This is a genomic window from Trichocoleus sp. FACHB-46, from assembly GCF_014695385.1.
In the GTDB taxonomy this organism is placed as follows: domain Bacteria; phylum Cyanobacteriota; class Cyanobacteriia; order FACHB-46; family FACHB-46; genus Trichocoleus.
Map to the genome: position 1 here is coordinate 1 of NZ_JACJOD010000081.1, position 22,371 is coordinate 22,371.

Annotated in this window: 18 protein-coding genes; 7 read left to right on the top strand and 11 right to left on the bottom strand. The window is 47.3% G+C overall.

Going from position 1 to position 22,371, the window contains the following annotated elements; translation table 11 throughout:
- Positions 1–98 precede the first annotated feature (98 nt).
- Both H6F72_RS31300 and H6F72_RS28670 read right to left on the bottom strand, forming a co-directional pair.
- Positions 99–1,610, bottom strand: coding sequence for an ATP-binding protein (locus H6F72_RS31300; RefSeq protein WP_370527578.1), 1,512 nt, complete (start codon positions 1,608–1,610; stop codon positions 99–101).
- Positions 1,607–1,990, bottom strand: coding sequence for a response regulator transcription factor (locus tag H6F72_RS28670; RefSeq protein ID WP_190443294.1), 384 nt, complete (start codon positions 1,988–1,990; stop codon positions 1,607–1,609). Before H6F72_RS28670 ends, H6F72_RS31300 begins: the two co-directional genes overlap by 4 nt.
- A 421-nt stretch (positions 1,991–2,411) precedes the next feature.
- Between H6F72_RS28670 and H6F72_RS28675 the strand changes: the two genes are divergently transcribed.
- Positions 2,412–2,684 (top strand): hypothetical protein, encoded by a 273-nt coding sequence (locus H6F72_RS28675; protein WP_190443296.1) that lies wholly within the window; start codon positions 2,412–2,414, stop codon positions 2,682–2,684.
- A 13-nt stretch (positions 2,685–2,697) separates the two neighbouring features.
- Here the strand turns inward: H6F72_RS28675 and H6F72_RS28680 are convergent, their stop codons facing one another.
- The 8 genes from H6F72_RS28680 to H6F72_RS28715 all read right to left on the bottom strand — a co-directional run bounded on the left by H6F72_RS28680 (position 2,698) and on the right by H6F72_RS28715 (position 13,936).
- Positions 2,698–2,907, bottom strand: a complete 210-nt coding sequence (locus tag H6F72_RS28680; protein ID WP_190443298.1) for a hypothetical protein — start codon at positions 2,905–2,907, stop codon at positions 2,698–2,700.
- Positions 2,908–3,114: 207 nt separating this feature from the next.
- On the bottom strand, positions 3,115–4,638 hold the full coding sequence (locus H6F72_RS28685) for a methyl-accepting chemotaxis protein (protein ID WP_206755474.1): 1,524 nt from the start codon (positions 4,636–4,638) through the stop codon (positions 3,115–3,117).
- 138 nt (positions 4,639–4,776) lie between these two features.
- The gene (locus tag H6F72_RS28690) at positions 4,777–4,980 is read right to left on the bottom strand and encodes a response regulator (RefSeq protein WP_190443302.1); all 204 of its coding nucleotides are present in this window, start codon (positions 4,978–4,980) and stop codon (positions 4,777–4,779) included.
- Between the two features lie 188 nt (positions 4,981–5,168).
- Positions 5,169–7,436 carry a GAF domain-containing protein gene (locus tag H6F72_RS28695; RefSeq protein WP_370527579.1) on the bottom strand — a complete coding sequence of 756 codons (2,268 nt, stop codon included), beginning with the start codon at positions 7,434–7,436 and terminating at the stop codon, positions 5,169–5,171.
- A gap of 577 nt (positions 7,437–8,013) precedes the next feature.
- Positions 8,014–8,415, bottom strand: a complete 402-nt coding sequence (locus H6F72_RS28700) for a response regulator (protein WP_348252629.1) — start codon at positions 8,413–8,415, stop codon at positions 8,014–8,016.
- Positions 8,416–8,590: 175 nt separating this feature from the next.
- A complete protein-coding gene (locus H6F72_RS28705; protein WP_190443306.1) occupies positions 8,591–8,965 on the bottom strand; it encodes a response regulator in 375 nt (124 codons plus the stop codon).
- Between the two features lie 46 nt (positions 8,966–9,011).
- Positions 9,012–12,089 carry a PAS domain S-box protein gene (locus H6F72_RS28710; protein ID WP_190443308.1) on the bottom strand — a complete coding sequence of 1,026 codons (3,078 nt, stop codon included), beginning with the start codon at positions 12,087–12,089 and terminating at the stop codon, positions 9,012–9,014.
- Positions 12,086–13,936 carry a response regulator gene (locus H6F72_RS28715; protein ID WP_190443309.1) on the bottom strand — a complete coding sequence of 617 codons (1,851 nt, stop codon included), beginning with the start codon at positions 13,934–13,936 and terminating at the stop codon, positions 12,086–12,088. Before H6F72_RS28715 ends, H6F72_RS28710 begins: the two co-directional genes overlap by 4 nt.
- A gap of 330 nt (positions 13,937–14,266) precedes the next feature.
- Between H6F72_RS28715 and H6F72_RS28720 the strand changes: the two genes are divergently transcribed.
- The 4 genes from H6F72_RS28720 (at position 14,267) to H6F72_RS28735 (ending at position 19,356) form a co-directional block, all read left to right on the top strand.
- Positions 14,267–14,608 (top strand): transposase family protein, encoded by a 342-nt coding sequence (locus H6F72_RS28720; protein ID WP_190443310.1) that lies wholly within the window; start codon positions 14,267–14,269, stop codon positions 14,606–14,608.
- Positions 14,609–14,768: 160 nt separating this feature from the next.
- On the top strand, positions 14,769–15,740 hold the full coding sequence (gene phnD / locus H6F72_RS28725) for a phosphate/phosphite/phosphonate ABC transporter substrate-binding protein (RefSeq protein ID WP_190443311.1): 972 nt from the start codon (positions 14,769–14,771) through the stop codon (positions 15,738–15,740).
- On the top strand, positions 15,737–18,046 hold the full coding sequence (locus tag H6F72_RS28730; protein WP_190443312.1) for a response regulator: 2,310 nt from the start codon (positions 15,737–15,739) through the stop codon (positions 18,044–18,046). Before phnD ends, H6F72_RS28730 begins: the two co-directional genes overlap by 4 nt.
- Before the next feature lie 2 nt (positions 18,047–18,048).
- Positions 18,049–19,356 (top strand): sensor histidine kinase, encoded by a 1,308-nt coding sequence (locus tag H6F72_RS28735; RefSeq protein ID WP_190443315.1) that lies wholly within the window; start codon positions 18,049–18,051, stop codon positions 19,354–19,356.
- 540 nt (positions 19,357–19,896) lie between these two features.
- Here H6F72_RS28735 and H6F72_RS28740 read toward each other — a convergent pair.
- Positions 19,897–20,187 carry a phage integrase N-terminal SAM-like domain-containing protein gene (locus H6F72_RS28740; RefSeq protein WP_190443318.1) on the bottom strand — a complete coding sequence of 97 codons (291 nt, stop codon included), beginning with the start codon at positions 20,185–20,187 and terminating at the stop codon, positions 19,897–19,899.
- Between the two features lie 196 nt (positions 20,188–20,383).
- Between H6F72_RS28740 and H6F72_RS28745 the strand changes: the two genes are divergently transcribed.
- Positions 20,384–20,839, top strand: coding sequence for a GNAT family N-acetyltransferase (locus tag H6F72_RS28745; RefSeq protein WP_190443320.1), 456 nt, complete (start codon positions 20,384–20,386; stop codon positions 20,837–20,839).
- Positions 20,840–21,335: 496 nt separating this feature from the next.
- Positions 21,336–22,361: an alpha/beta hydrolase gene (locus H6F72_RS28750; RefSeq protein ID WP_242017207.1), complete on the top strand. Its 1,026-nt coding sequence runs from the start codon at positions 21,336–21,338 to the stop codon at positions 22,359–22,361.
- The last annotated feature ends 10 nt before the right edge of the window (positions 22,362–22,371 follow it).

Below are 22,371 nucleotides of genomic sequence, written 5' to 3' on the forward strand. Positions count from 1 at the left end.
TGCTACTCCAAATCAGTTGAGATGTTGAAGTGTTCACTTCGGTTGCTGCTGCATTATTTGAAGTATCGGACAATTCCTCTCTCAGCTTAAATCATTACCTATTCAGCAACGCCATTTGCTTTTGCCAGTGCCGCTGGATTAGTGCATGGCAGCTTTATTCTAAACGTTGCACCCTTACCAGGGGGGCTAATCGCTGTAATCGTGCCCTGATGAGCTTCGACAATCCGGCGAGCGATCGCCAATCCTAGCCCAGTGCCACTGCCTTGGCGGGACGGATCAGCCGTATAAAACTGCTCAAAAATATGAGGTAACGCAGCTTCACTAATGCCAGGGCCTTGGTCCCGGATCGTAACAATCGCTTCACCGTTCTGCGATCGCCCCACAACAAAGACCTGAGTGTCAGGAATCGAGTGCTTGATGGCGTTATCCAGAATATTCATAAAGGCTTGCAGCAAACGTTCTGGATCTCCTTGGCTCTGCATGTTGGCCACATCCATCTGAATGCCAATGCCTTTAGATTGCATGCGAGATTCTACCGCTCGCACCGCTCGGTTCACCAAATCCCGCAAGTTGACCGGCTGTTGCTCTAGGGGCGCAACTCCTGCTTCTAATCGGCCCAAGTCTAGTAAGTCGTGAATTAAGCGAGCGAGCCGTTTGGTTTCGTCTTCAACCGTTTGGATAAAGCGATCGCGCAACTCGGGTTCTTCACTGGCACCACTCTTTAAGGCTTCCACTGTCACTAAAACATTGCTCACGGGCGTCCGCAGTTCGTGGGAGACACTAGCTAAAAAAGCACGTCGCTCCTTGTCCAGAGAAGCCAAGCGCTTACTCATGCGGTTCAGTTCTGTAGCCAGCTGACCCAGTTCGTCTGCTTGCTGAATGCTGAGTTCCTCGCCTAGATGACCGCTGCCAATCTGTATGGCAAAGTTACGCATGGCCTGGATGGGGCGAGCCATATTCCGAGCCAACCATTCGCTGATCAAGGCGCAAAGAACCACCGTCAAGGCCAGCGTTCCTAGAACAGTCAGAGCAACATTGCGAAATTGCCGTTGAAACTGCTCCAGCGTAATCGACATCCGCAAAACCCCTAAGAATTCCCCGTTGCGGATGATCGGGACAGTAGAGTACAAGCGATCGTCATTCGATAAGACCCCTTTGGCCACTCCCTGAGTTGCACGTTTTTGCAGCGCTGCGGCAATTCCAGGTACTTCTAGCCAGTTCAATACTTGTCGGTCTTGGTCCGGAGCTGAAGTTGCTAAGAGTCGGCCTTGAGGGTTAAAGATTCGTAAGGTGACAGCTTCCGACTGACCGTATCTTTGCACGGTTACAGTAGCTCGGGCCAGATCATCCTCTGCCAAAGCTTCTGCTACACTCTCACTCAAAGCATTCGCCCAGGTATTGATATCTGCCTGACGGCTACGCATGAAGTAACCGTGGAATGACCAGAGAATATAAGCCGCTAAAAACGAAGTCCCTAATGCAGTTAGGGCTAGATAGGTAATAAATAGTTTGCGGTAAATAGAGTTCCAGCGCATCCGAGTAGGCAACCAGTTCAGGACGCGCTTTGAAGGAGACTTTAGGCCTGCATCTAGGTCTTGCTCAGTCCTCACGATTGCGCCGCTTGACCCACAGAGCGTCCCCGAATCACTGCTTTGATCCGAGCTAAGAGTTCTCGTGTATTAAACGGCTTCGTCACATAGTCATCTGCGCCCGCTTCCAAGCCCCAGACTTTGTCAATATCTTGGTCTTTGGCGGTCAACATCACAATTGGGACGTTAGAAAAAGCTCGAATGCGCCAGCATAGTTCCATGCCACTAATGCCAGGCAGCATCAAATCTAGAATAATCACATCTGGAACTTGTTTGTGGAATAACTTCAGAGCGGTTTGCCCATCGCCTGCTGTAGTTACTTGATAACCTTCTCGGATTAAGGCGTAGGAGAGACTAGCTCGTAGAGCCTCTTCATCATCTACTAATAGAACATGCGCCATCTTAAATTTCCCTTCTCTATAACGCCCCTAGCTGAGCCATCGCACAATGGTGATTTTACCTATTTCACCAGACAGATACCCCAAGTTAGAAGCTCAATCTCCTAAACCTGTGATCGCAATGATGCCGAAGAGACTGTAACCACTCTATTAACTGAGCTGACAGTTTCTCGGCAACCGCGTTTATGTTCTAGAGTAACTTTTTGCCAACACCAAATCATTCTTTCCCAAGGCAGATCCCTAATTTAAGCTTTAGTGCCTAATTCTAGGCTAGAGCTCTTGCGTGAATAGGTAGAAGGTGGATAGAAGTAGGTCAAGGAGGAACTAGCCATGACCTATGAACAACTCAAATGTCTCAAACTAAGTACCTTTAAGCGCAGGTGCGGGGTGCATCGAGGGACCTTCGAGCAGAGGTTGCAGTTCTATGCCCGCATCTCAACTGTCGCGGCAAACGGGTGGACAGCCTAAGCTGAAGGTCGAAGAGCAACTGCTACGGGTCCTGGAATATTGGCGAAAATTATGCACATTGGAAGTGGAACTAGGGTGGCAGGTGCCTGCGATTGCCTTGACAGGTTACGCCGGAAAGGAATGGCAGGAGCGATCGCTAGAACTGGGCTTTCAGCAATACCTCACGAAGCCAATCCTGCCGGATGCATTGATAGAAATTGTGATCCAGCTTCTAAGACAGTCTGAGTAGGGGCCGAACGCTTTTAGTTGCAAGCCTCCGCGACCTGGTTGATCAAGGTCAGTCCTTTTTGACTGGCTAGTTGCAGGGCAAATTCATAAGCCATCTGATAGTCCGACTGATTAGAGATAAAACGGCCTGGTCTGTAATCCATTCCATTATCGAGGTACAGCACAACGGCACTTTGCTCAACATAGATGGAGTAAAGGACCACTTGTGTCGTCTTATTGCTCATGGAAGTAGAAAGGCTTGTAGGGAATGGCTGTATTCTCTAAACCGAGAGGTAGAGATGAAAACTACCAACAGAGGTATTAATTTCTTGTACTTATGAAAACATGAGCGATGAATACTGGCTGGGCAGCACACCCTCATCCTAGTGGGGTGTGGTTAAACTCAGCGGAGTGGGTGACTGCTCCGCTGAGTTTAACCATACTCCTTCAAGCTAAGCAATCTGGCGCAGCTCCAAAACCGTCTCACTGAGGTTCTGAGTTTCTGCTTTAGTCTGAGCAATACCACTCGCTGTTTGCAGCGCCCCTTGATCAATCAAATTCATCGCATCGACGACTTGTTGAATCGCGATCGCTTGTTGTTTAGCAGTGAGCGAAATTTGTTGGCTATTGGTCGTGATGTTGTTAATTGCCGTGACAATTCCCTCCACTGTTTTTGTGCCTTCATCAGCCGCCATAACGGTAGAGTTGGTTGACTTTTGGACATCGGAGACAAGTCCGTTAATGCGTTCTGCTGATTTACGGCTTTGATCAGCCAGCTTACGAATCTCAGCAGCTACAACTGCAAACCCTTTGCCATGATCCCCTGCTCTGGCGGCTTCCACTGCTGCATTGAGCGCCAATATATTCGTTTGGTTGGCCAAGTCTCGTACTAGATCAGAGATGCTACCAATCTGACTCGTCTGTTCGCTTAAGCGCGAAATCTCTTCAGCCATCTGCTGCACACTCTCTTTCAAGCTCAGGCCAAGACCAGTCGTTGAGACATGGCTACTATGACCATCCACCAACTTCAACACCTGTTGCGCACCTGCGGCGGCTAGCTCAGCTTGGCTCGCTGATTGCCTGGCGGCAGCTCCTAGCTCGTTCATGGTTGTAGTTGTTTGGTTGACTGATGCGGCTTGTTGCGTTGCGGTCCGTTCCTGCTGCGCTACGGTCACGGCAATCTCTGTAGAAGAGCTAACAATTCGCTGCACAACTCCAGTAATCTTTTCACCTAATGGCTTGGCAATGGTCTGGCTGAAATAGATGCCAAAAATAACAGCTAGCGTTGGGCCGACAATAATTCCAGCTAATACAGAAAAAGTCGCTTGGTTCACAGCCTGGTTTGCGTTCTTGATTGACTCTTCAGCGATCCTTTCATTGACGTCAATGACTTTTAGAACCGAATCAGTCGCCGCTTCAAACAAAGGCTCTTCTCTGTTGGCTCCGTGAATATCCATTTCTTGGCGGAGATCCAAAGCTTTGTTTAGGGCTGCGATTTTATCCGGAGTCTGCTTGTTTTGTGTGAGTAACTCAGCTTGCTGCTCCCAAGGATTTGAGAGGTTGAGCTGACGGAACTCTCTTTCCATTCTCAGTAGCTCTTGGTGAGCCTGCTTCCAACTATCCCAATCCTGCAGAAATTGTTTGTATAATCTATCCTCATCCGCTCCTCGAGGTGTTTCCTCGTACTGCTGAAATCCTGCTTCAATTTGCTTCCAAGCCTTATCAACTCGCTCTAGTGCAGCCTGCCGCTCATCATCAGTAATGTTAGGGTCAAATAAAAGCCGCTCAGATGATTCGATTTGGGTTTGCCCTTCGTTAATTTTCCATAGACCCGCCACGCTAGGTAAGCTGTTATTGCCTAATGTATCTATAGATTGACTAAGCCGATTACTACCATTCCAGCCAATCGTTGCGACTCCTAAAACCAGTACCCCCATGAATATGAACGAGGAAGTTAGCCGACTCTGTAATGTCATTTTTTGAAACATACTTTAAAGCTTTCTCTAAGAGGTGTATAGATTGCATTTGGTTCGTAATTCAAGACTGTCAATTTTTTGGATGCAACCACATGAGATGTCAGATTTCCCAAGCTAGGCTAATTCCTATCATGGCTTTTAACCTTGCTTATTAGGCATCAGTGCATCCAAAAAAATCAACCCTGGTTGTAGTTCCGTGTAGTCTACCAACCCCGCCAGCCCATCACTCGCTTTCGCGACTCGGTATTCTTCTTTTTGCAAATACAGTTGCAATTGCAGGCCAGTTAGAAGATCATTATTCACAATCAGAATTAAGGAAGATTCCTTTGTTCCTGGAGTCATGGAAATTGTTACTTCTTCTAACATTTAATACATCGAGTATTCTGCGGATTTTACTTAGGAGGAACTAGTTTCATTGAAGAACTAAACTGTCTTAAAATTAGAACGAAAAAATGAAGAATTTTTGAAGGTGTTAAAGACGTTACAAACATACATAGTTACCCATAGCGCGGCCAGGAGCGATCGCCTTCTTAAAGAGGAAGCTCAAGAGTAAAACAAGTTTGTCTAGCGGCACTCATGACTTGGATGGAACCACCTAAGTGATTCACCAACTTATTCACCAACGCTAAACCTAGTCCTGTGCCTCCCTGTTTCCAAGGATCTCCATTGGGAATGCGGTAGAACTTGTCAAAGATGCGGGGTAGCTCTTCAGGTGATATTTCCACACCAGTGTTAGTGACGCTTAAATACAGCTTGTTTGTTTGCCGATGAGCAGCAACCGTAATTGATTTTTCTGGCGGTGTGTACTTGCAGGCATTATGAAGTAGCTCGGTCAGTATGCGTTTGAGGCCAATTGCATCTGTGACTAAATCTGGCAATTCAGGTTCAAGGTCAAGAATTAGGGTCTGCTGCCGATCATTGATGCGTTCTTCAAAGGAAGCAACAAGACCCAAAACCCATTCTGGTAGCTGAATTACATCTGTTTGCTGAGGTTGATATTCTGCTTCCAGCCGTTGCAAGTCCAGTAAATCATTAACCAGGGAGATCTCTCTTTCACATTCATCACGGAGTATTTGCAGATAAGTCGCACTTTTACTACAACTAGAATTTCGATTGACTTGTCCTCCACATAACATCTGGCTTTGAGTAACGTTGCGCTCTAACATTTGAATCGCTAAACGCATGTTAGAGATGGGAGAACGAAGTTCATGAGAGACCGTACTCAAAAAATCATCTTTTAACTGATTCAGTCTTTCTAGCTCAGTAACTGTAGCTTGAGCCGCTTGATACAGACGAGCTTGACGTAGGGCGATCGCACACTGATTGGCTACTTGCTCCACTAAGCGAACTTCCGATGCACTCAAAACCTTGTGCTGAGAGTTAATCAAACACAGGTTACCAATGGCTTCAGCACCATTCATCATCGGGCAAGCAAATATGGCCGTCTGTGTGTTTGGTAGGTGAGCACTAGGGGCACAGAACTGAAAGCACTGACCCTGTTGCAACTGTTGGTAAATCTCTGGGTAGTACTCCATTGAAATTACTTGTCCACGGCAACCTGCAAGGAAACGAGTAAACTCATAACGGATGTGGGAGGTGTTGTGGCTATAGTCATATAAAGCAGCATTACAACACCCAACATCCAAAGCTATCGCTAATTCTTCTACAGCGGTTTGGAGAATTTGGTCTTCATCTAAGCTATCGCGGACTTTATCTGTAATCCGTTTCAACGTGGCTTCAAATCTCAAAGCTTGCTGGAGTTCTACAATATGGTCTTGCACTTGGTACGTTAGCTCTGTGTTGAGCTGCTGCACTTGCTGATATAGCTCCGATTGCTTGATGGCGATCGCCAGTTGAATCGCTAATCGCTCAGCTAACTCCACCTCCCACATCCGCCAATAGCGAGTCGCTTGGCAATGGTGAGCAATGAGCAAGCCCCACAAATGCTCTCCTTGCAAAATCGGCACGACCATATTGGCCTTGACCTGAAACTGAGTCAAAAAATCAACGTGGCAGGGAGTTAAATTGGCATTGTGAATGTCTTCAATGATCCGAATGCGGCCTAAACGATAGAGATCTGTATATTTATCATTAAAACAAGAATCTCGAATGCATTGGCCTAAAACAGAGGCCCACGGGGGAGCAACGGATTCTACACTCACAGTCCCACACCCTTCTGAGTTAAAGCGATAGATCATCACTCGATCGGTCTGGAGAAACTGTCGGATCTCTGCCACGGCTACATTCAGAATTTCTGCCAAATCAAGAGATTGATGAATGCGTTGAGCGATCGATCCGATCACCCGCTCTCGTTTCATTTGGCTTTGCAATTCTAAAGTGTCTCGCTGTGCCTGCAATAGGCGCTCAACTCGCTGACGCAACAAGGTCCAGTGAATCGGTTTAGTAACGTAATCTAAGGCTCCGGCAGCAAAAGCTTGGTTGACCGATTCTGGATCATCAAGGCTCGTAATCATCATGATGGAGGTGTGAGAGCTACCCGGTAAATCTTTGAGTTGCCGACAGCAGGCGAAGCCATCCATCCCTGGCATTACAGCATCTAAGAGCACTAAATCCGGTTGAAATCGCTCATAAGCTGCTAATCCCTCTTCTCCATCACAAGCTTCCATGACCTGGTAGCCCTCCGCCCGCATCGTTTGGCAAAGCAGCCTCCGCATGATTGGATTATCTTCTACGATCAAAATGCGCGCATGCTCTTGATGAAAGTAAGGTTCCAAGCTGTTTCCTAATATTTGCATGGCTTTTATAGATGGATTTTGGGACAGCATTAAGTTGCTCATTAGATAGATCCGGAAATAGGATTTTCAGCTCAAGGATGCCTAGGACTGAGATGCAATTCCTAAGTTTGAATAGCTTTTTTGTATTTTTTAGCTTTAGCGGACTTAACCTGATACTTAAAGTTTGGCCAATACAGCTGTCTCTTGGCCCACCGTTAGCCCAAGGCCCAATCCTTTCAGGCTCAAATCATTTCTTTCGCACTTCCAATCAGACATTTCTTGCCAGCAATAACAACAAAACCAAAAGTTTTGGTTGGCTCGAATGTGTCGTAGCAATTGATAGGAATAGCGAGGACAGCTGGTCATATCAGTTTCAAAATCTTATAGAGTAGTCAAAGATTGTATTAGTTGATTTCGCTGAAAATTGGAAATCCTCTAACCTGTTTTTAGACTATCAAAAGGTTTTGAAGAAGTTTTGAAGAAACCAAAAATGTTGTAATAGTGAATAATTAGGTGATTCTGTTTGAACTATTTTGTACGAGTCCAATCAAGTACCCGCACCCAACTGTTATTAATCCGGGTGGCCACTAGGAATTGAGAGAAGTAGCTGTGGCACTACCAGTTTTTATGGTCCCAAGTTTCAAGCTAGAGCTTGAGCAACTTGATAGACTAATGAGATGGGGTCAAAAGGTTTAGCAATCGTTCTTACGACTCCGTAGGCGGAGTAATTGTAATTTTGTAGTAGGTCGGTTCGAGCAGTGAGCACCACTACAGGAATTGACTGGGTTTTAGGGTTTGCTTTGAGGTGGCGGAGGAAGGCCAGTCCATCCATGCCTGGCATCATCATGTCTAGAATGATCGCATCCGGTGGCTCGGCGCTCGCTTTTGCTAGTCCTTCGGGGCCAGAGTTGGCAGTAACCACTTCCCAACCTGCTAATTCTTCAAAACAGCTTTGCACAACCATTTGCACAGGTTCGTCATCATCAATGACAAGAATGCGTTTAGTGGGTATCACGACCATTTGAGAGTTTCTGTACGGCACACTGGCTCACCTCGGCTTGAAGTGTTGTTAATGTCAGCAGTTAGCGAGTGAATACTACCCAATAACTAAAACGCTGACTTTGGCTCTTGAGAGCTGATGCCCCAAGCAAAGTCAACGTCAGTCTTTAGGTTATGAAAAAGATTTGAAGATTTTTTGAAGGTGCAGCAAATTCAAGCTACCAGCCAAAAACTTCTGCAACCTGCTCTACCAGCGTTAGGGGATCGAAGGGCTTGAGAATCAGCCCAGCAATTCCTAGCTGAGCGAACTGCTCTTTGTCTTCCGGCTGAACTCTGGCTGTCAGCAGGGTAACTGGAATCTTTTGCGTCGTAAGATTTTCCTGTAGCTTTTGCAGCGTTTCAAAACCGTTCATTTCTGGCATGGAAACGTCTAGCAGGATGCCATCCAATGGTTCAGAGGCTGCAATTAACAGACCTTGACTCCCTGAGCCTGCCACTAGAACCTCCCAGCCTCCCAAATCTTCTAGACACGCTTGGATAATTTCTTGGATTGCTTCTTCGTCATCAATCACTAAAACACGGCGTGTTGTCATAGGAGTCTTTTACAACCTTCAAAAAAACACCCAGCCTATTTGTCCTCTATTGTGGGGTAGTAGGCAAGGTCAAGTAAAACGTACTGCCTTGGCCTAAGACACTTTCTGCCCAAATGCGACCGTTGTGCTGCTCAATAATGCCACGACAAATGGCGAGTCCTAGACCTGTGCCTCCCTTTTGGCGAGAGTCAGAAGCATCCACTTGTTGAAATCGCTCAAAGACGGCCTCTATCTTATCGGCAGGAATTCCTCGGCCTTGGTCTTGAACTTTAAATAAAACTAGCGACTGAGGAACGGAGCCCTGAGGGTACCCTGTAATCGCCTCGCTACGAGTTAGCTCTGCACTGACCACAATCGTTGTATGGGGTGGGGAGAACTTAATCGCGTTGCTCAGTAGGTTGGTTAAGGTTTGAATAATGGAGTCCGAATCTGCCCAGACTGGCAAGAGGGGAGCGTTAACGGACAAAGCAATCTGGTTTTGTTCAGCATTGGTACGCATAGTCTCTACAGACTCTTGGATCAGAGCCGCTGCGTCACAAATTTTCCTCGTCAGTGTGACTTTGCCAGATTCCAAGCGTCCTAAATCTAAAATGTCGTTCACTAACCGAACCAGGCGATCGCTCTGCTCAGCAGCCACTTGCAACATGCGCTGACCTTTTTCCGGCTTTTTATCGTAGACTCCTGCCGCGAGTAGCCCTAATGCTCCACGAATGGCGGTTAAGGGGGTGCGGAGTTCGTGGCTGACAATTGAAATGAATTCTACTTTCATCCGCTCGACTTCTTGGCGCTTGGTGATGTCTTCCCCAATACTCATGGTGCCAATGATCCTGCCATCAGCATCTCGTAAGATGGTGTTGCTCCAAGAGATCATCCGCTCCTCACCGGATTTCAGCACAATTGGATTGTGGTAATGGGGATGAAAGTCTTGTTCTAGCACTTTGTGGAAGGCAACATTCACGGGTTGAATTTGGCTCGCTGGTAGAAAGTTGGTGAACCAGTGCTGACCCATGACTTCAGATGCGTCATACCCTGTCAGGCTTAAGAAGAACGGATTCACATAAGACACATTGCCAAGGCGGTCTAACCCAACAACCACTAACTGCACATCGTCTAGCAGCGATTGCCACCGTTGATTAGATTCCTCAAGAATGGCTTCGGCTTCCTTGCGATCGCTGATGTCTCGCCCTTCTACAATCAGCAAGGTCACCTGTCCCGCTTCATCTAAAATGGGTTTAACAGAGAAGTCAAACGTAGCAGAGATCCCTCCTGCTCCGGGTACAGTCACCTCAGAACGGTAAAAGTTACCCGCGGCGGCTTGAGCGATCGCGGTCCGAGCAATAGCTTGGGTTTCAGCGGAAGCGGCTAAAGAGGGAAACTCCCAAAGCGGACGTCGAACCACTGCTTCTCGCTGAGTTTGAACAAAATCGAGCGGTGACTGATTGATTTCCAGAAAGATGCCATCTGGTGTCAGCAACCCAATGAACTGAAACGTTTGTTCAAAGATGGCGCGGAACTTCTGCTCGCTTTTCTGCAACGCCACTTCAGCCCGTTTGCGATCGCTGATTTCAATCAAAATCACTCCAACTCCAACGGTTTGAGTGCTACCGTTACTACCTAAAATGGGAAAGTAGGAGGCTAACCAATACCGCATGGCTTCAGGCTGGCTTGGCACTGCCGCATCAATTTCTAAGTTGAGAATGGGCTGTCCTGTGGCTAAAACCTGTTGTATCAGCGGGTTGACGATAGGGGCCAGTTCTGGCAGCAGTTCTGAGGTCGTCTTACCCAAATGAGCTTCGACCGAATATCCGTTAATGTCCGCCAGCGCTTGGTTGATTTGGACAAATCGCAACTCTCGATCATGAATACACAACCCGATCGCAGCGGAAGAGGCCGCATTGAAGAAACTATTGAGCAGCTCATTACTTCTTCGAAGTTCAGCCGTTCGTTCAACAACTCGTTGCTCTAGTTCTGCATTTAGTTGTTTAACTTCTGCTTCTACCCGCTTGCGTTCGGTAACATCACGAGTTACAGCCAGAACATATGTAAAAGGCTCATTTTGTTCATTGTGAGTTTGTAAAGGAACTGCATGAGACTCTAGCCAACGACGAGTCCCTTTTAGCCCCGTAATCTCAAACTCTAAGATCCCCGATTCACCTTGAGCCACCCATTGTGTAAATTCCAGAAACTCTTGCTGATGGGACGGATTTACCATCGAGCAGACACACTGCCCTTGAACCTGCTCCAGCCTCTCTGCTTCTAGCATGAACAGCCCAGCCGCATTCATATTCAGCAAGATGCCATCAGCTGTAATCACCTTGACGCATTCTGGCTCTGCGTCGAAAATGGCTCGCAGTTGCTGCTCGCTTCGCTCCAGAGCCGTTTCAGATTTTTTGCGATCGTCGATGTTCATCACCGTTCCCGACATTCGCACAGGCTGAGCCATCTCGTCGTAAACGATTTGGGCACGTCCTTCCATCCAATGAACTGCACCATCTGGCCAAACAATGCGAAATTCATGCTGATAAGGAGTGCGATTCTGAATCGCTCGATTCACAGCCTGTTTGAGCTTTTCTCGATCCTCTGGGTAAATACAAGCCTCAAAGGTCTCGTACTTACCATTAAAGGTTCCCGGTGCGAAACCAAATAACTGTTCATGGCCGACGGACCAGCTGAGATCCCCAGTCCGGAGATTCCAGTCCCACATGCTCATATAGGCAGCGGCTAAGGCAACTCGCAGTTGCTCTGCGCTTTCTGCGGCTAAGCGTTGATTGAGCTGTTCAATCTTTCGTTTACTCGCTCGTAAATCATCACTTAGGAAGTTGATAATGAAGGCAACCAGAGAAAGAATGACTAAGTGAAACGCATCGCTGACAGTAACGGGGAAGAATGCGTATCGAGGCGGAATAAAAAAGTAGTTGATGACCAGAGTTGAGAGGACAATGGTCACTATCCCTGGTTTGAGTCCTCCCCGCCAAGTTGTCACGGCCACTGCAACAAAGAAAAAAGCGTTAGTCGTACGATTCAGGAAAGGCTCTAGGAGTAGGGTAAGCAGGAGAGCCATCAAAGTAGAGGCGATCGCCACTCCGTAGGGTTGACACCGCCGCCATAGTTTAGAGAGCCTCATACCTCTCGCGTCTCCGTAGTTTGGAACCCACCGCGCTTCAGTCGGTGAATAATTCGCGTCACCAGTTCGGCATCGGCGATCGCCTTGCTCATGTAGTCATCTGCGCCCACGACAAAGGCTTGCTCAATCTTCTCCACTGCGGTGTGTGCCGACAGAAACACAATCGGTAGATGTCGCCATTTGGGATCACTTCGCACCGTTTGACACAGCTCTAAGCCACTAAAACCAGACAGCTCTAAGTCAATCACCAGTAAATTAGGGGCTGTATTTGTTAAAACTGTCCAAAACTGCTTTGAGTCGCGTAACCCTGTAACTTCCACACCAAGAGGTTGTAGCAATTCTGACATCCTGGCAAACACCGTACCATCATTATCCATGATCAAAATTTGGTTATGATGCTGAATCTGGCTTTGGTGTAATACATCCGTGACAGCTTTCAAAATCTCATAGGTTGGCAGAGGCTTTTGTAAGAATACACACCCACCTAGACGCGCCACTTCTAATCTGTCCGTTAGATTCCCTTGTCCTGTAAAGGCTAGGACTGGAATCTGGGGTTGGCGTTGCATCAACTCTTTCAGCAGCACTAATCCAGTCTCGGCTCCTGGAAAATTGAGATCGAGCAGCACCACATTCGGTGGAGACTGAGCGATCGCTTTACGAGCCACGACCAAATCTGTCGCCACTTCAACTCGCAGCCCCCAAGCGATCGCCTCAATTCGGATGCGATCGGCCAAGAGCAAGTCATCATCCACAATTAGAACCAACGGAGCATAGTTTGATGCAGCCGATTCCCCCTCTGTGTCAGGCGTTTTTTGTAGCTCCTGTCCCAAGAGTTCTACTAACACAATAATTTTTTCAATATCAGCAGTTGCTAAAGTGACCGAGGTTTGGAATAGATCTTCCAATTCCCTCGCTAGCTGAGAGCCTTGCATCAACCCAAAAATGCCAAGCGATCCCGCCAACTTATGCGCTTCTTGCTGGGCTTGCTGCTGTAGCTCTAATGAAAAGCTATTTGTTTTCAACGCTAAAGCCACTCGCTCCAAAGTAGAGAATTGCTCAATAAACTTACCCTTAAACTTTTGCCAAATCTTCGATGTTTTTGCCTTTATCTTTTGCTCCTCTACTCCCTTCGGGGTGGGAATGGCGGGCAATTTCGATTCCGAGGATTGCGTTTCAGAGGGTGGTCTCAGTCGATAGCCGAGGCCATGAACCGTTTCAACGGGATCAGCTGCACCCGCAGCCTTCAATTTTTGCCGCAAGCATTTGATGTGTGTACTCACCGTTTCTTCGCCTGGAGCTTCTGAAAAGTCCCATAGGCGATCGAGAATGGCTTTGCGACTGAAAATTCGTTTAGGGTTGAGCAAGAAAAGCTCTAATAAGCAATATTCTTTGGGAGTGAGGCGCAAAGGGCGATCGTTGCAAATAATTTCACTATTAACTGGATCAAAATATAAGTTTTCCCAAGTGATCACAGAGGATGGAATTGGCTTTCCACGCCGTAAAAGTGCTCGAATGCGTGCCATCAACTCATCCAGGTTAAAAGGTTTCACCACATAATCATCGGCCCCTGCATCTAGGCCCATGACTCGGTCTGTGGCGCTGTCTTTTGCCGTTAGCAGCAGGATAGGAGCTTGATATCCTTGACTCCGTAATTGCTTACAAACATGGATGCCGTCCAATTTAGGAATCACCACATCCAAAAGAATCAGGTCGTACTCAAACGCTTCTGCCAACTCTAGCCCTGTTTGCCCATCTACGGCTTGATTAACTGTGTAGTGATGTGCAGTAAGAGTCTCAGCAAGAGTGGAACTGATGATTGGATCATCTTCAATTAGCAAAATTCTCACAGCACACCTTCTTCCCTAAAAAACAGCATCAACTTCAAGCTCAAATGAAGTTACCTAATTGATAGAATTTTTATAAATTTTCGGTACCTTAAATCATAGTCTCCATGCTTTAAGTCCTTCAATTCCGATAGCTATTTTGGTCTGAGATATCAAACTATATGAAATATGGTGTTAATCCCCACTTTTGATCTTTGTTAAGGTTTTTACATTCAGCCATCTCAGAGAAAACAGTAGACATCCTGCATGAATAGGAAAGCAGTGTGACAGTTGACGATTGTCGGGAGGAAAAGCAGGCTAAATTCTAGATAGAAATGAATTCCAGAAAGAGCGATGCGATACCAAGAGTTAGAGCATCTGGCAAATCCTGAATTCAAGCGCTGGTGCGGTGTGAGCCGTGGTGCTTTCTATGAGATGGTCCAAGTGGTACGTCCCTACCTAGAGCGCCAAGGCCGCCGAGGGGGACAAGCGAAGCTGAGTGGCGAAGACCAAGTATTAGTGGCCTTAGCCTACTGGCGAGAGTATCGCGGCCAATTCCACATCGGGGTGAGTTGGAGGTTGCACGAAACCACAGTCGGGCGGATTGTGAGAAAAGTGGAAGACCTGCTGATCAAGAGTGGCAAGTTTTGCCTGCTAAGTCAGCGTCAGTTGTATCAACTGAATAAGCAATTCTAACTATGGTTTTCAAGTTGAGATAAAAATTAATGAATTTGAATCTTCCTGATTGACAATAAAGATTGATTATGCATAATTTGCCGGGAACCTTAAAGGAGAATCAAGTTGATTAACGCCATTTAACCAGATATTTATACTCATTCTGAGCAGGAGTAATTCCATGCAGCGGCTTCTTTCCCAGTGGTTCGATCGCCCTCTCAGACGCATTTTGAGCTTCTTTTTAATGTTTTGTATTGGTGCGATCGGCGTCAGTTGCACTGCAACTTCTCCCAACACAAGTTCTCAAGCCAGCCCAACCTCGTCTCCTCTGGCTAGGTCTGAGACATCGAATACTGAGACGTTGGATGTTGCCGTCATTCCCTGGCAAAGCCCTGAAGAGCAAGAGGCAAAATTGCAGCCGCTAGCAGATTATCTGGAGCAAAAAATGAACCGCTCCGTTAATTTTCAGGTTGCTAAAGACTATGCTACAGCCGTGGATTTGTTGGTTGAGGACAAGGTAGAAATGGCGTATCTAGCTGCCTTGACCTACATCAAGTCCCACGAGCGCAATGCCAGTATTGAACCGTTAGTCTTACCCATTGACGAAACGACGGGTCGCCCTTGGTATACCAGCGTCATTGTGGCAGGTGCCAACAAGAAAATTGAGTCGTTACAGGATTTGAAAGGCAAGCGATTTGCTTTTGTTAGCCCCTCTTCTACGTCTGGTTTTTTGATGCCGTTGAACGCAATGCGAGCAGAGGGCATTGATCCCACGCGAGACTTTGCCAGTATTCGCTATCCCGGCAGTCATGACAAGGCGGAAATCGCATTGGCGAAGGGAGAATTTGATGCGATTGCCGACGATAAGGCGTCTTTTTTACGAGCGCAAGTGGCTGGCACACTTCCGGCTGCAAACTACAAAATTATCTGGGAATCGGAGCCAATTCCTACGCCCCCCATTGTGATTAATACCAGCAAATTTACAGCAGGAGAAATCGCACAACTCCAGCAAGCCTTGATTGATGCGCCGGTGGGCGTGGTGGATGTAAGTGGCGCAAAATCAGCCGGATATACCCTGGCAAAGGATGCTGATTTTGACCCCATTCGTGAGATTTATAAGCGTTTGAAGTCCATCACGATTGCGGAAAAATGAAGATTCTCACCCGCTTTATTGGTTCTACCACGATCGCCATTGGATTAGTCATTGCTGTGGTGGGTGGCAGTACGCTTCTAATTCAGAAGACTGAAAATGCGGTCGAGAAAAGCCGCGATCGCACGAACCAGGCGGTTCGCAAAACCCAAGACTTACGCCTTGATCTGGAAGAACAAACCTCAGCTCTCAAAGACTATCTCTTGCTCAATCAAGGTCGTGCCGATTTGGACGCTTACGAGCAAGCCAAGGTGAAATTTTTGGCAGACTTGGAAACCCTGGAAACCCTGATACCGGAGGCAAGGCAAACCGATGTTGTGCGTCGTCGCCATCAGTTTTTAGTCCGGTTGGTTGATGAATTAGCTAGTCAAACTGCGTCTTCCGCTCGCCAGGCTCAGCAAGATGTCAAAGCGATCAATTCATTTCAGGACGACATCCAACTATTTCTCAATGTTCTGACGGACGAAGTTCGCCAGCAAGATGCTATCACTCAGCAGGCGGCAGAGCAGTTCAAACAAACGGCAAGTCTAGCAACCTATGGATTGATTGGCGTGGTATTGCTAATTTTTATTGCTCAGTTCGCCCTCACGCTCTTGCCAGTGATCCGTTCTATTGAAGGCTTACAACTGGGTGCTGCCAAACTAGGAACAGGTAACTGGAACTACCGCCTCGACATCCACACAGGTGATGAAATTGAACAACTGGCAAAGGAATTCAACCAGATGGCCACCCAACTGGCAGAATCTTATGCCTCACTAGAACAGAAGCGTGAAGTTGCGGATGCTGCAAATCGCGCCAAAAGCGAATTCTTGGCAAACATGAGCCACGAACTCCGCACCCCCCTCAACGGCATCCTGGGTTACGCTCAAATTCTCACGCGCTCACAAGCCTGGGGCGAAAAAGAACGCAAAGGCATCGATATCATCTACCAGTGCGGTTCTCACCTATTAACCTTGATTAATGACGTTTTGGATATCTCCAAAATTGAAGCCCGTCGGTTGGAATTAGACCCTCACACGGTTCATTTGCCTGCATTGTTACAGGGAATTGCTGAGATTGTGAGTATCCGCGCCCAGCAAAAAGGGATTGAATTTGTCTATCTATCCGATGCCAACCTGCCAGAAGGTATTGAGGTTGATGAGAAGCGGTTAAGACAAGTTTTGATCAATTTGTTAGGCAATGCCGTCAAGTTTACCGATCGAGGCAAGGTGATATTTAAGGCAAAAGTCATTGATGATTCGTCATTGGTTAATGGTCATTGGTCATCGGTGATAGATCAAGAACTAGAACAACCAACTAATAACCAAGGACTAATGATTAATGATAAAAAACAAAAGACAATAAAACTCCGATTTGAAGTGCAGGACACCGGAATTGGCATCAGTTCAGACGCGGTAGAAAAAATTTTTCAGCCGTTTGAACAGGTCAGCAGCCAAAAACGAAACTCAGAAGGTACTGGGTTAGGACTCACCATCAGCCAGACCATTACCCAACTCATGGGTAGCCAGATTCAGGTGCAAAGTCAAATCGGCGTAGGTAGTACCTTTTTCTTTGATGTAGAAGTACCGACCGCCACCGGATGGCAAAACACTGCTACCAATGTGTCTGGTGAGCAGATGATGGGCTATTACGGCGAACAACAAACTGTCCTGATTGTTGATGATAAATGGGAAAACCGTTCCGTGATTGTCAACTTGTTAGAACCCCTCGGCTTTGTCGTTGTTGAAGCGGAAAATGGTCAGTGTGGACTCGAAAAAGCCCTGCAAGTCAAGCCAAATTTGATCATCACTGATATTTTGATGCCAGTCATGGACGGCTATCAGTTTCTTCAAGAAATTCGACAATCTGACAGTCTCAAAACCTTGCCGGTGATTGTTTCCTCTGCTTCGGTTTCTAGTATGGATCAGCAGCAAAGCCTGGATGCAGGTGGCAATGATTTTCTGGTCAAGCCGGTACAGGCAGATGACCTATTCCAGATGCTTCGCAAACATTTGCACTTGACTTGGATTTATCAGTCTATAGATTCAGGCTCTGAACCTGTAACATCAACGTCTGAGTTACCCAGTAATCCTCCATCCACATCGTTTGTCGTTCCTCCCTCACAAGACCTGGAACAGTTGCTTCAGTTAGCCCAACAGGGGCGACTGAAAAAAATGGTAGAGGTTGCTAAAGCGTTGGAACAGCAAAACCCTCAATATACGCCGCTGATGCAGCATTTGCTTGAGCTAAGCAAGGGATTTCAGGTCGCAAAATTGGAAGTGGTGATTCAGCAATTGCTCGATGAAACAACCTACTCTCAGAGAGGCTAGTCATGAAAGATGCTCCGTTAATTTTGGTAGTTGATGACACACCAACCAATTTAGAGGTAGTTACAGAAGCATTGGGAGATGCCGGGTTTGAGGTGGCAATCGCCACTGATGGAGAACGTGCCATTAAACAAGCAACCATCAGCCAACCCGATTTAATTTTGCTGGATGTCATGATGCCGGGAATCGATGGCTTTGAAACTTGCCATCGCCTCAAGGCTACACCCACCACCAGGGAGATTCCGATCATTTTTATGACTGCCCTATCTGATACAACCGATAAGGTCAGAGGCTTTAATCTGGGTGCGGTAGATTACGTGACCAAACCTTTTCAGGAAGCAGAACTGCTGGCTCGTGTCACCACTCAATTAAAATTACGCAATTTGCAGCAATCTCTGGAACAACAGGTTGAGCAACGCACCGCCGAGCTCAGAGCGGCTCTGCAACAAGTGCAACAGTCTCAGGTGCAGCTAGTGCAGTCTGAGAAAATGGCTCTGTTAGGGCAACTGGTGGCGGGAGTTGCTCATGAAATCAACAATCCAATCAACTTTATTCATGGCAATCTCTCTCACGTTCAAGAGTACACCGAGGATGTATTGTCGTTTGTACAGTTGTATCAGCAGCACAGCGCCAACTCTGCACCCGAATTGCAAGCGGCTGCTGAAAATCTCGATTTAGAGTTTATTCAGCACGATCTGCCGAAAACGCTCGCCTCCATGAAGATAGGCACCCAGCGCATCTTCGAAATTGTGCGCTCGCTCCGCACTTTCTCTCGAGTTGACGAATCAGAATGCAAAGCCGTAAATATTCACGAAGGCATTGATAGCACGTTATTGATCCTGCAACATCGCCTTAAAAATAAACCTGAACATCCAGAAATTCAGGTGATTCGAGATTATGGTCAATTACCACCTGTAGCATGCTATGCCGGATCACTGAACCAGGCATTTATGAATATCTTGGCGAATGCAATTGATGCCTTAGAAGAACTCGATGCAAAACGAACTTATCAAGAAGACCAAAACAAACCGAGCCAAATTACGATTCGCACTTCTGTGATTAATCATCAGTCGGTGGAAATTGCGATCGCCGATAATGGTTCTGGTATTCCCAAAGAGATTCAACAACGCATTTTCGATCCGTTCTTCACCACAAAACCCGCTGGAAAAGGAACCGGCATGGGAATGTCCATCAGTCACCAAATCATCACTGAGAAGCATAGGGGCAAGCTGCTCTGTAGCTCTACATCTGGTAAAGGAGCAGAGTTTATTATTCAGATTCCAATTCAACAGCAAATCTGTGCCGCAAGCTAATAAGGCTGTTGCAACGGATAGAGCCAGTCTACTCGTACGTTGCCAAGTTAGCTTGCTACTGCTGAACAGCAACGTTAATCGCTAGCAACAATGCCGAAGTGACTCATTATATGTCGTCCGATTTTGGCTATTTTCAACGTGCTTAGCGTAGGCAAAATCAAGAATTTTTATTCGTTGTATGGATTGTCCATAAATACTGGCGATTAAGGGAAGGAAAGGGATGGCTGTTTGCCCCTCCGGGCAACAAAGCAACACCGCTTCGCAAGCATGAATCTACGCCGATTCGTTGCCACATTAAGGTTCAGAACCACCGAAGCCCTTATGACTGTGATTGCTTAGCTTTGCACAAAATGAGTTAATTCGGCATTATTTGAGTTGCGATCGCCTGAGTTTTTAATGGTTTGAGGCGTACTACAAAAAATACGCCATTACTTATTTTCGACAATGCTTCTCAAAAGCTCATAGCATCCCCTCGCAAACCTGAAAATCAAGTGGGGCGATCGCTAATTTCCAACACAATGCAAAAGAGTTTCTGTTCAGTCAGTCGCCACTGACGTTGTCGGAGCTATAGCTGAAGGCTGCACGGTAGAGAAATAGCAAGGCACTGAGTGCCTGATTCTGAGTCGAAGCAGCAACGTGTTCCTGCATTGCCAAGTAGCTAAGAAACTGCTCGATTTCCGTTGCTCCCATTTCGCTGGAGTCACGTTTGTTGTAGAAGAGGATGAAGCGGCGAATCCAAGCCACGTAGCTCTTCTCAGTGCGGTATGAGTAGTGCTTCATACGAATGACATCGCGGACTTGATCCAGCAATTTTCGAGGTCGTGATTCCATAAGAGCACCCTAAATTCTGTCTAATTCCGTTTCTGGGATCTTAGGCAGAATAGAAGGTGAAAACAGAGCGAAGAAACGCTGAAGAACTCGGGCTAATTCCGAAATCAGGGGTATTATACGGAAAACCTTTCGGGCTAATGTCCGATTTGGGAGATTAGACAGAATTAATTCTGTCTAATTAATAGTTAGGCACCGTATGCGGATCCGCGAGTACGAATCGTCCGACTGGCCACATCTATGTGTGATCCATGATGAAGCGCGCAAGCAAGAACTCGAGGCGAGCGGGTTGATGGACGCGTTTCTGACGCTTGAGGAGACTGCAGAGGGTGAGGGCCTGTTCGATGGTAAGGTGCTGGTCGCGGATGACGACGGCATTCCGTTGGGCTTCATCGCAATCGCTGAAGGCGAAATCACCTGGCTCTACGTCAGCCCGCGGCATCAGCGCCGCGGAGTCGGGAGGCGGCTGGTGCGTGAGGCAATTTCTTGTGAATCCGGTCCGGTTTCGCTCGACGTTCTCGAAGGCAATGAAGCCGCTCTACAGTTGTACCTTAGCGAAGGGTTCGAAGTGGTGAAGCGGGTTTCTGGTCGCTTGACGGGGAACAAGGCGTTTGCTGCTACGGGCCTTGTTCTGCGTCACCATGGCGGTGCCTAACCCCTCCATCGAGCGGACATCCACCGGCCAGACGCGCTACAGCGGTGCTGTATTGTTGCTTTTCGCGCGGCTGGCCGGTGGCCGCCGCTCATGTCGAACGTTAGACCGCCTCTGCTAGGAGGTAGCTGAGGTGATTATCGAGCAAGCCGAGTGCTCAATGGCTTCAAACTGCTGAAGGCTAGTGGGTTGACTAGTTGCCTGCGCGCTTAGGCTTAGAGGCTATGACCTGTACAAATTCGGAGGGAGCGAGATTGGCAGTACGGAAGCGCCTGCAGCTGCAAAACTTCTTCGACGCGTTGGAGGCGCGATATGCTTTGCCTAGGTGATTTGATGCTTGGACAAAGGAGACCGCCGCCCAACACGTCACGGCAGCGGACAGTTGAAAGCTGCTGGTGCTGAGTTAAAGGTTATCTGCCGCCGCTGCGTTTTGCCGTTAGACTCTCTTGTCTCATCAAATTAGAATATCTGACGGATTCGACATAGATCACCCCATGCCATGTCTGCCAATTCTCGCCGTTCTGTCAGTCTGGTTGCCTGTCTAATCGCTCTACCTTTATCACTGCTATCTATGGGTTACACGACACAAGCCTCAACACCTGTCGAGGTTCACATTACAACGTTAACAGGCACGCTCCATGGCACACAGATTACTCCAGCGTCTAATATGCCAGAGCCAGCGGTGCTGATCATTGCGGGTTCAGGTCCGACCGATCGCAATGGAAACAATCCTCTAGCTGGGCAGAATAATAGCCTCAAACTCCTCGCTGAAGGATTAGCGGAGCATGGCATTGCCTCAATCCGATATGACAAGCGCGGGATTGGAGAAAGCGCAGCCGCAGGACCTGAAGAAGCTGATTTGCGTTTCGATACCTATGTTGAAGATGCTGCACTTTGGATTCAGCAATTGCAGGCAGATTCTCGTTTCTCAAGCATCACCGTAATTGGTCACAGCGAAGGCTCTCTGATTGGAATGCTGGCAACCCAAAAAACCGGAGCAGATGCTTTTGTATCAATCGCCGGAATTGCCCAAACTGCATCACAAGTTTTACAAGATCAACTGCGACCTAGATTGCCAGATGCATTATGGCAACAGAATGAGCAGATTCTTTCTGCTCTAGAGCAAGGGAAGAGAGTGACCTCTGTTTCACCAGAACTCAATGAGTTCTACAGATCGAGCATCCAACCCTACCTCATTTCCTGGTTTCGCTATACCCCTGCCCAAGAGATTAGGCGTCTCACTGTCCCTGTTCTAATTGTTCAAGGAACAACGGATATCCAAGTGTCTGTAAGGGAGGCGCAAGACCTGAAGAGGGCTAAGCCGGATGCAGAGCTTAGAATCATTGAGGGGATGAATCACGTGTTAAAAGCTGTTCCATTAGACCCTGAACAGCAAAATGCTTCCTATTCTGATCCAACGCTGCCAGTTGTGCCTGAGCTAGTTGAGGGTATAACTCAATTTATTCACAGCAGTAGAATATGCCGTGAGTCTAACCAGTCGCTGCACCGGAACGTGTCAAGTTAAGTGGTTGAGT

What these genes read in the sequence shown, in the direction of transcription:
- H6F72_RS28670 (WP_190443294.1), bottom strand. Translation starts at nt 1,990, where the DNA reads ATGGCGCATGTTCTATTAGTAGATGATGAAGAGGCTCTACGAGCTAGT.
- H6F72_RS28675 (WP_190443296.1), top strand. Translation starts at nt 2,412, where the DNA reads ATGCCCGCATCTCAACTGTCGCGGCAAACGGGTGGACAGCCTAAGCTG.
- H6F72_RS28680 (WP_190443298.1), bottom strand. Translation starts at nt 2,907, where the DNA reads ATGAGCAATAAGACGACACAAGTGGTCCTTTACTCCATCTATGTTGAG.
- H6F72_RS28685 (WP_206755474.1), bottom strand. Translation starts at nt 4,638, where the DNA reads ATGACATTACAGAGTCGGCTAACTTCCTCGTTCATATTCATGGGGGTA.
- H6F72_RS28690 (WP_190443302.1), bottom strand. Translation starts at nt 4,980, where the DNA reads ATGACTCCAGGAACAAAGGAATCTTCCTTAATTCTGATTGTGAATAAT.
- H6F72_RS28695 (WP_370527579.1), bottom strand. Translation starts at nt 7,436, where the DNA reads ATGAGCAACTTAATGCTGTCCCAAAATCCATCTATAAAAGCCATGCAA.
- H6F72_RS28705 (WP_190443306.1), bottom strand. Translation starts at nt 8,965, where the DNA reads ATGACAACACGCCGTGTTTTAGTGATTGATGACGAAGAAGCAATCCAA.
- H6F72_RS28710 (WP_190443308.1), bottom strand. Translation starts at nt 12,089, where the DNA reads ATGAGGCTCTCTAAACTATGGCGGCGGTGTCAACCCTACGGAGTGGCG.
- H6F72_RS28720 (WP_190443310.1), top strand. Translation starts at nt 14,267, where the DNA reads ATGCGATACCAAGAGTTAGAGCATCTGGCAAATCCTGAATTCAAGCGC.
- phnD (WP_190443311.1), top strand. Translation starts at nt 14,769, where the DNA reads ATGCAGCGGCTTCTTTCCCAGTGGTTCGATCGCCCTCTCAGACGCATT.
- H6F72_RS28730 (WP_190443312.1), top strand. Translation starts at nt 15,737, where the DNA reads ATGAAGATTCTCACCCGCTTTATTGGTTCTACCACGATCGCCATTGGA.
- H6F72_RS28735 (WP_190443315.1), top strand. Translation starts at nt 18,049, where the DNA reads ATGAAAGATGCTCCGTTAATTTTGGTAGTTGATGACACACCAACCAAT.
- H6F72_RS28740 (WP_190443318.1), bottom strand. Translation starts at nt 20,187, where the DNA reads ATGGAATCACGACCTCGAAAATTGCTGGATCAAGTCCGCGATGTCATT.
- H6F72_RS28745 (WP_190443320.1), top strand. Translation starts at nt 20,384, where the DNA reads ATGCGGATCCGCGAGTACGAATCGTCCGACTGGCCACATCTATGTGTG.
- H6F72_RS28750 (WP_242017207.1), top strand. Translation starts at nt 21,336, where the DNA reads ATGTCTGCCAATTCTCGCCGTTCTGTCAGTCTGGTTGCCTGTCTAATC.